Below are 5,937 nucleotides of genomic sequence, written 5' to 3'. Positions count from 1 at the left end.
GATGGCCAGCAACCGGGCGCTCAAGGTCGAAACACCCGAGCAGTCGCGTGAGATGCTGATCGGCGTGCTGAAGGGCGAACCCGGTGCCGCGCAGGACATCGTCTGCCTGAATGCAGGCGTGGCCCTGTACGCCGCCAACGTGGCCGAGTCCATCCAGACGGGCATTGCCAATGCACGCGCTGCGATTGCGTCCGGCGCCGCGCTGGCCAAGCTGGAGCAGGTGGTCACCCGCACGCATGCGCTGGCCACAGCGGTCTGAAACGGCGGCCTGACCCAGCCATGTGGCACGACCCGGGCACCTGGATCGCACTGGGCGTCTCTGCCCTGTTCATCGTGGCCGGGGTCGTGATGCACCGCGTGTTCACCCGCATTCTGAAACAGGGCTCCGCTGAGCCCACTGAAACCGACAAGGCAGCCAACCATGAGTAGTGACATCCTCAACAAGATCGTGGCCGTCAAGCACGAAGAAGTGGCCGCCGCCAAGAAGCGCCTGCCGTTCGATGCCATGCGCGCCGATGCCGAGAGCCGCGTGCTCACGCGCGACTTTGAAGGCGCGCTGCGGGCCAAGATCGCCAAGGGCCAGGCGGCGGTGATTGCCGAGGTCAAGAAGGCCAGCCCCAGCAAGGGCGTGCTGCGCGCTGACTTCGAGCCCGCTGACATTGCGCAAAGCTATATGGAAGGCGATGGCAAGGTCAGCGCGGCCTGCCTGTCGGTGCTGACCGACCGGCAGTTCTTTCAGGGCCAGCCCGACTACCTGAAGCAGGCCCGCGCCAGCACCCTGCTGCCCGTGCTGCGCAAGGACTTCATGGTGGATGCGTACCAGATCTACGAATCCCGCGCCATGGGCGCCGATGCCATCCTGTTGATCGCCGCGAGCCTGGATGACGCGCAGATGGCTGACTTCGAGGCCATTGCCCGCAGCCTGGACATGGCCGTGCTGGTGGAGGTGCACGACCGTGCCGAACTGGAGCGGGCGCTCAAGCTCAAGACCCCGCTGGTCGGCATCAACAACCGCAACCTGCGCACGTTTGAAGTCACGCTGGATACCACCCTGGGCATGCTCAAGGATGTGCCAGCGGACCGTTTGCTGGTGACCGAGTCCGGCATCCTCAAGCCTGCCGACGTGAAGACCATGCGCGACGCGGGTGTGCACGCCTTTCTGGTGGGCGAGGCCTTCATGCGGGCGGATGACCCTGGCCTGGCGCTGGCCAAGCTGTTCGCTTGATAGTGATCGATCACTATGTTTTTGATAGCTGCTGGAGCATATTTAAATAGCGCTACCAGCCCATTTCGCCATGAATCCCTCTGAAATGCCCGCCACGCAACTCCAGACGGCCCAACCCGCCGACTGGCCGGTGGCCCCTGGCTGGCAGCCCTTGGTGGACGCCTTTTTTGCAGGCGCGCGTGGGCAGGCGTTGCTCGCTCACTTGCAGGCGCGGCTGCAGGCGGGAGCAGCGATCTTTCCGCCCCAGCCGTTGCGCGCGCTGGACCTGACGCCACCCGAAGACGTGCGCGTGGTCATCCTGGGGCAGGACCCGTACCACGGCCGGGGCCAGGCCGAGGGGCTGGCATTTTCGGTGGCGCCGGGCGTGCGGCTGCCGCCCTCGTTGCAGAACATCTTCAAGGAAATGCAGCGCGACCTGGGGGTGGCCTTTCCCCCGTTCCCGAACCCCGGCGGTAGCCTGGTCAAGTGGGCAAAGAATGGCGTGCTGCTGCTCAACACCTGCCTCACGGTGGAAGAGGGCCAGGCCGCCAGCCATGCGGGCAAGGGCTGGGAAGAGCTGACCGACACCGTCATCCGCCACGTGGCCGAGGGCCCGCGTCCGGTGGTGTTCATGCTCTGGGGCTCGCACGCGCAGGGAAAGCGCGCGTGGATTCCCGCAGACCGGGGGCACCTGGTGCTCACGTCCAACCACCCCTCGCCGTTGTCGGCGCTGCGCCCGCCCGTGCCCTTCATTGGCAACGGGCACTTTGGCAAGGCGCGGGATTTTCGCGCGCAGCACGGGTACTGAGCAGGGTTCGCAACACCGCGCGCGCGCCATGACCGACGCAGACGTGGAGGCGCAAATCTTCGCCTTGCTGGCGCAGCGCAAGCCGCACACGACGATCTGCCCGTCAGAGGTCGCTCGGGCGTTGGTGCCAGAGCGCGGTGATTGGCGCCACTACATGCCTCAAGTCAGGCAGGTGGCGCAGGTTTTGGCCCAGCAGCACCGCCTGCGCGTCACGCGCGGCGGGGTGCCGGTGGATGCCATAGCGCCCGGCGGCCCGATTCGCCTCGGTCTGCCGATGGATGACCAGCCCAGCGACTAACCCACGCCAAGGCCTACCACGGCTGCGGTAGCCGTTCCTTGAGCAGTTCCAGAAACGCCTGCGCCGCCACCGGCAGGCTGCGCCCGGCCAGGGTCTGGAGTTCGATGTCGCGCAGGTCCATGCCAGGGTCGCTGATGGGCAGGGCCACGATGGCGCCTTCGGCCACCAGGTGGCGCACGGCGATCTCGCTGGCCACGGACAGGCCGCCGCCCAGCTGTACAAAGTTGACCACCGTCTTGGCGTGGTTGCTGATGAGCACGGCTTCGAGCTGCAGGCCCTGGCGGCTGCAGACGATGTCGATCATCTGACGCACCGTGGTTTCGGCCGGGGGCAGGGCCAGCGGGTACCCGGCCATCTGCGCCAGGGCCACGCTGCCTGCGCTGGCCAGTGGGTGGCCCGGGGGCAGCAGGGCCAGCACCGGCGCGCTCTGGCGGTAGGCCACGTCGATGTCCTTGTGCGGTGCGCGGCTGAAGCACAGGCCGATGTCGGCTGCGCCGCTGCGCACGGCGTCGGGCACCTGGGCCGTGGGCAAGGCGATCACGCTGAACTGCACCCCTGCGTACGTGCGCTGGAACTCCACGCACAGGCGCGGCACCAGCTCGTTCGCGAACGCATCCGACGTGGCCAGGCGCACCTGCCCCGCACGCAGCCCCTGCAGCGCGCCGATCTCGCCCAGCGCGCGCTCGGCGTCCAGCAACGTGCGGCGCGCGTGCACCGCCAGGATCTCGCCCGCCGCTGTCAGCACCATGCCGCGCGGGTGGCGCTCAAAGAGGGGCGTGCCCAGCTGGGCCTCCAGCCCCGCGATCTGGCGGCTCAGTGCCGAGGCGGCCACATGCAGCCGGGCCGAGGCCTCGGTGAGCGATCCACTCTGCGCCACGGCCAGAAAGTAGCGCAGGGTGGTGTCTTGCAGCAGGTGGGGGCGCATGGAGGAAGGGGTGGAGAGGGAGGTGTTCAGTATGCGTCGGTTTGCCGTGGTGGCAAAGCAGTTTGCTGAAATGCTGTTGGTCAAGCAAGGCGCAGCTTCCTAAGATGGTTCCATCCTCTGTTGTGTCCGATTTCTTTGCGGGAGTGCTCTGTATGCGTCTACTTTCCTGGGGCCGTGGTGTCTGGGGCCTGGCCGGCCTGCTGGTGCTGGCATCTGCCGCGCAGGCACAAGCCAACTGGCCGGATCGCCCCGTGCGGGTGATCGTGCCCTTCCCCGCCAGCGGCGCGACCGACCTGGTGGCCCGCACCGTTACCCAGCGCGTCGCGGCCGACCTGGGACAGCAACTGGTGGTGGACAACAAGCCCGGCGCTGGCGGCACCTTGGGCACGGCCGAGGCGGCCAAGGCCGCACCCGACGGCTATACCCTGCTGCTGACCACGAGCAGCACACATGCCATCTCGCCCCACCTCATGCCCAAGCTGGCTTATGACCCGCGCAAGGACTTCACGCCGGTGGCCCATGTGGCCGACGCACCCAGCGTGCTGCTGGTCACCAACAGCCTGCCGGTCAAGACCGTGGGCGAACTGATTGCCTACGCCAAGGCCCACCCCGGCAAGCTCAACTACGCCACCAGCGGCAATGGCACCATCGTGCACCTGAACACGGCCGCCTTCAGCGCCCAGGCGGGTGTGGAGATGACGCACATCCCCTATAAGGGCACGGCGCTGGCCATCCCGGACCTGATTGCCGGGCAGACGCATGTGCTGTTTGACTCGCTGCCCACCGGCATGCCGCACGCCAAGGCCGGCCGCCTGCGCGCGCTGGCCGTGACCAGCGAAAAGCGCAGCACCCTGGCGCCCGAGCTGCCCACGCTGGCCGAATCTGGCCTGCCCGGCTATTCGTCGGTGACCTGGTTTGGCGTGTACCTGCCTGCCGGGGCATCCCCCGCGCTGGTGGAGAAGGTGCACAAGGCCTTCGCCAAAGCCGTGCAGGCGCCCGAAGTGGCCGAGAGCCTGGCCAAGCTGGGCGTGGAGCCCGCCGCACCGCGCACGCCCGCGCAGTTTGGTGCCATGGTGCAGGCCGATAGCAATCGCTGGGCGACGGTGATTCGCCAGCACAAAATAACCCTGGAGTGACATCCCCTGAGGGTTGCCACTCGGTGCGTCCGCCAGAGGCGGCCGCTCTTCGATGCCGTCCAAGCCTACGAAAGTAGGCTTGGAGCCGCGGCTCTCAGCCCCTTCTCTCGAATGGCGTTGCCAGTCGGGAAGGGGGACGACGCCCTCGGTGCGGGGCGGCCCTTCCTCGGCGTCCCTCGCTTTGCGCCGCGCCGGTTTCATGCAGCCCGCCCTGTGCGGGGCAACAGACTCAGAACGCTATGAATACCCCATCCCTCGACTGGTCCCTTCCCTATGCCTCCAACCGCAGTGCGGTCATGGGCCGCAACGTGGTCTCCACCTCGCAGCCGCTGGCCGCGCAGGCGGGCCTGCGCATGCTGCTGGCGGGTGGCAACGCGGTGGACGCCGCCATTGCCGCCGCCATGGCGCTCACGGTGGTGGAGCCCACGGGCTGCGGCCTGGGCAGCGACGGGTTTGCCATCGTGTGGGATGGCAAGGAGCTGCATGGCCTCAATGCTTCGGGCCGCTCGCCTGCGGCATGGACGCCTGAATACTTCGAGAAGCTGGGCGGTATTCCCGAAACCGGCTGGAACGCCGTCACCGTGCCGGGTGCCGTGTCGGCCTGGGTGGCCTTGTCCAAGCGCTTGGGCAAGCTGCCGTTTGCACAACTGGCCCAGCCCGCCATCGACTACGCGCGCAACGGCTTTCCGGTGTCGCCCACCATCGCCCGCCTGTGGGCGCTGGGCGCGGCCAAGCTGGGCACGCAGCCCGGGTTTGCCGAGTGCTTCATGCCGAATGGTCGCGTGCCCCAGGCGGGCGAAATCTTCCGCAGCGACGCCCATGCGCGCACGCTGGAGCTGATTGCCGAGACCGAGGGCGAGGCCTTCTACCGGGGCGTGATTGCCGAACGCATTGCCGCCCATGCGCAAGCCAACGGCGGCGCCATGACGATGGCCGACCTGGCCGCGCACCAGGCCGACTGGGTGGGCACCATCCAGCAGCGGTTTGGGGACTCGGTCATCCACGAGATCCCGCCCAACGGCCAGGGCATTGCCGCACTGATGGCGCTGGGCATGCTCGACGCGCACGGCATTGGCGCGCACCCGGTGGACGATGTGGAGACCGTGCACGCCAGCATCGAGGCCATGAAGCTCGCGTTTGCCGACCTGCACCAGTACAACGCCGACATCGACGCGATGCCGGTGAAGCCGGATGCGCTGCTGCACCCCGACTACCTGCGCAGCCGCGCCGCGCTGATCGACACCACGCGCGCTGGCGACCCTGGCTACGGCGCGCCGCGCCCCGGCGGCACGGTGTACCTGGCGGCAGCCGACGCGTCCGGCTTGATGGTCTCGTTCATCCAGTCCAACTACATGGGCTTTGGCTCGGGCGTGGTGGTGCCGGGCACGGGCATCAGCCTGCAGAACCGGGGCCATGGCTTCAACCTGGTCCCGGGCCACGCCAACCAGGTGGCGCCGCGCAAGCGCCCCTCGCACACCATCATCCCGGCCTTTGCCATGCATGTCGACGGCACGCCGCAGATGGCTTTCGGCGTGATGGGCGGCCCCATGCAAAGCCAGGGCCACA

7 protein-coding genes and 1 pseudogene are annotated in these 5,937 nt (G+C 68.0%); 7 read left to right on the top strand and 1 reads right to left on the bottom strand.

From position 1 onward, the window contains the following. The 5 genes and pseudogenes from trpD to DBR23_RS04795 form a co-directional block, all read left to right on the top strand. Window positions 1-259: pseudogene (trpD, locus tag DBR23_RS04810) on the top strand (anthranilate phosphoribosyltransferase); the annotation flags it as partial. Between the two features lie 20 nt (window positions 260-279). Continuing rightward, window positions 280-429 carry a hypothetical protein gene (locus DBR23_RS29865; protein WP_192421952.1) on the top strand — a complete coding sequence of 50 codons (150 nt, stop codon included), beginning with the start codon at window positions 280-282 and terminating at the stop codon, window positions 427-429. Then, window positions 422-1,225 (top strand): indole-3-glycerol phosphate synthase TrpC, encoded by an 804-nt coding sequence (gene trpC, locus DBR23_RS04805; RefSeq protein ID WP_108497475.1) that lies wholly within the window; start codon window positions 422-424, stop codon window positions 1,223-1,225. The genes DBR23_RS29865 and trpC overlap by 8 nt, the downstream gene beginning before the upstream one ends. 70 nt (window positions 1,226-1,295) lie before the next feature. Then, window positions 1,296-2,012, top strand: coding sequence for a uracil-DNA glycosylase (locus DBR23_RS04800; protein WP_108497474.1), 717 nt, complete (start codon window positions 1,296-1,298; stop codon window positions 2,010-2,012). Between the two features lie 28 nt (window positions 2,013-2,040). After that, a complete protein-coding gene (locus tag DBR23_RS04795) occupies window positions 2,041-2,310 on the top strand; it encodes a DUF3253 domain-containing protein (RefSeq protein WP_108497473.1) in 270 nt (89 codons plus the stop codon). A gap of 13 nt (window positions 2,311-2,323) precedes the next feature. Here the strand turns inward: DBR23_RS04795 and DBR23_RS04790 are convergent, their stop codons facing one another. Then, window positions 2,324-3,235 carry a LysR family transcriptional regulator gene (locus DBR23_RS04790; protein ID WP_108497472.1) on the bottom strand — a complete coding sequence of 304 codons (912 nt, stop codon included), beginning with the start codon at window positions 3,233-3,235 and terminating at the stop codon, window positions 2,324-2,326. Between the two features lie 152 nt (window positions 3,236-3,387). Here DBR23_RS04790 and DBR23_RS04785 point away from each other — a divergent pair, with 152 nt between their 5' ends. Together DBR23_RS04785 and DBR23_RS04780 are read left to right on the top strand one after the other, a co-directional pair. Then, on the top strand, window positions 3,388-4,371 hold the full coding sequence (locus tag DBR23_RS04785) for a tripartite tricarboxylate transporter substrate binding protein (RefSeq protein WP_108497482.1): 984 nt from the start codon (window positions 3,388-3,390) through the stop codon (window positions 4,369-4,371). Between the two features lie 239 nt (window positions 4,372-4,610). After that, on the top strand, window positions 4,611-5,937 hold a 1,327-nt coding region (locus DBR23_RS04780; protein ID WP_108497481.1), incomplete at its 3' end, for a gamma-glutamyltransferase family protein.

The organism is Acidovorax sp. HMWF018 (assembly GCF_003061035.1).
GTDB lineage: Bacteria > Pseudomonadota > Gammaproteobacteria > Burkholderiales > Burkholderiaceae_C > Acidovorax > Acidovorax delafieldii.
This window is presented reverse-complemented; position numbering and strand designations above follow the sequence as displayed.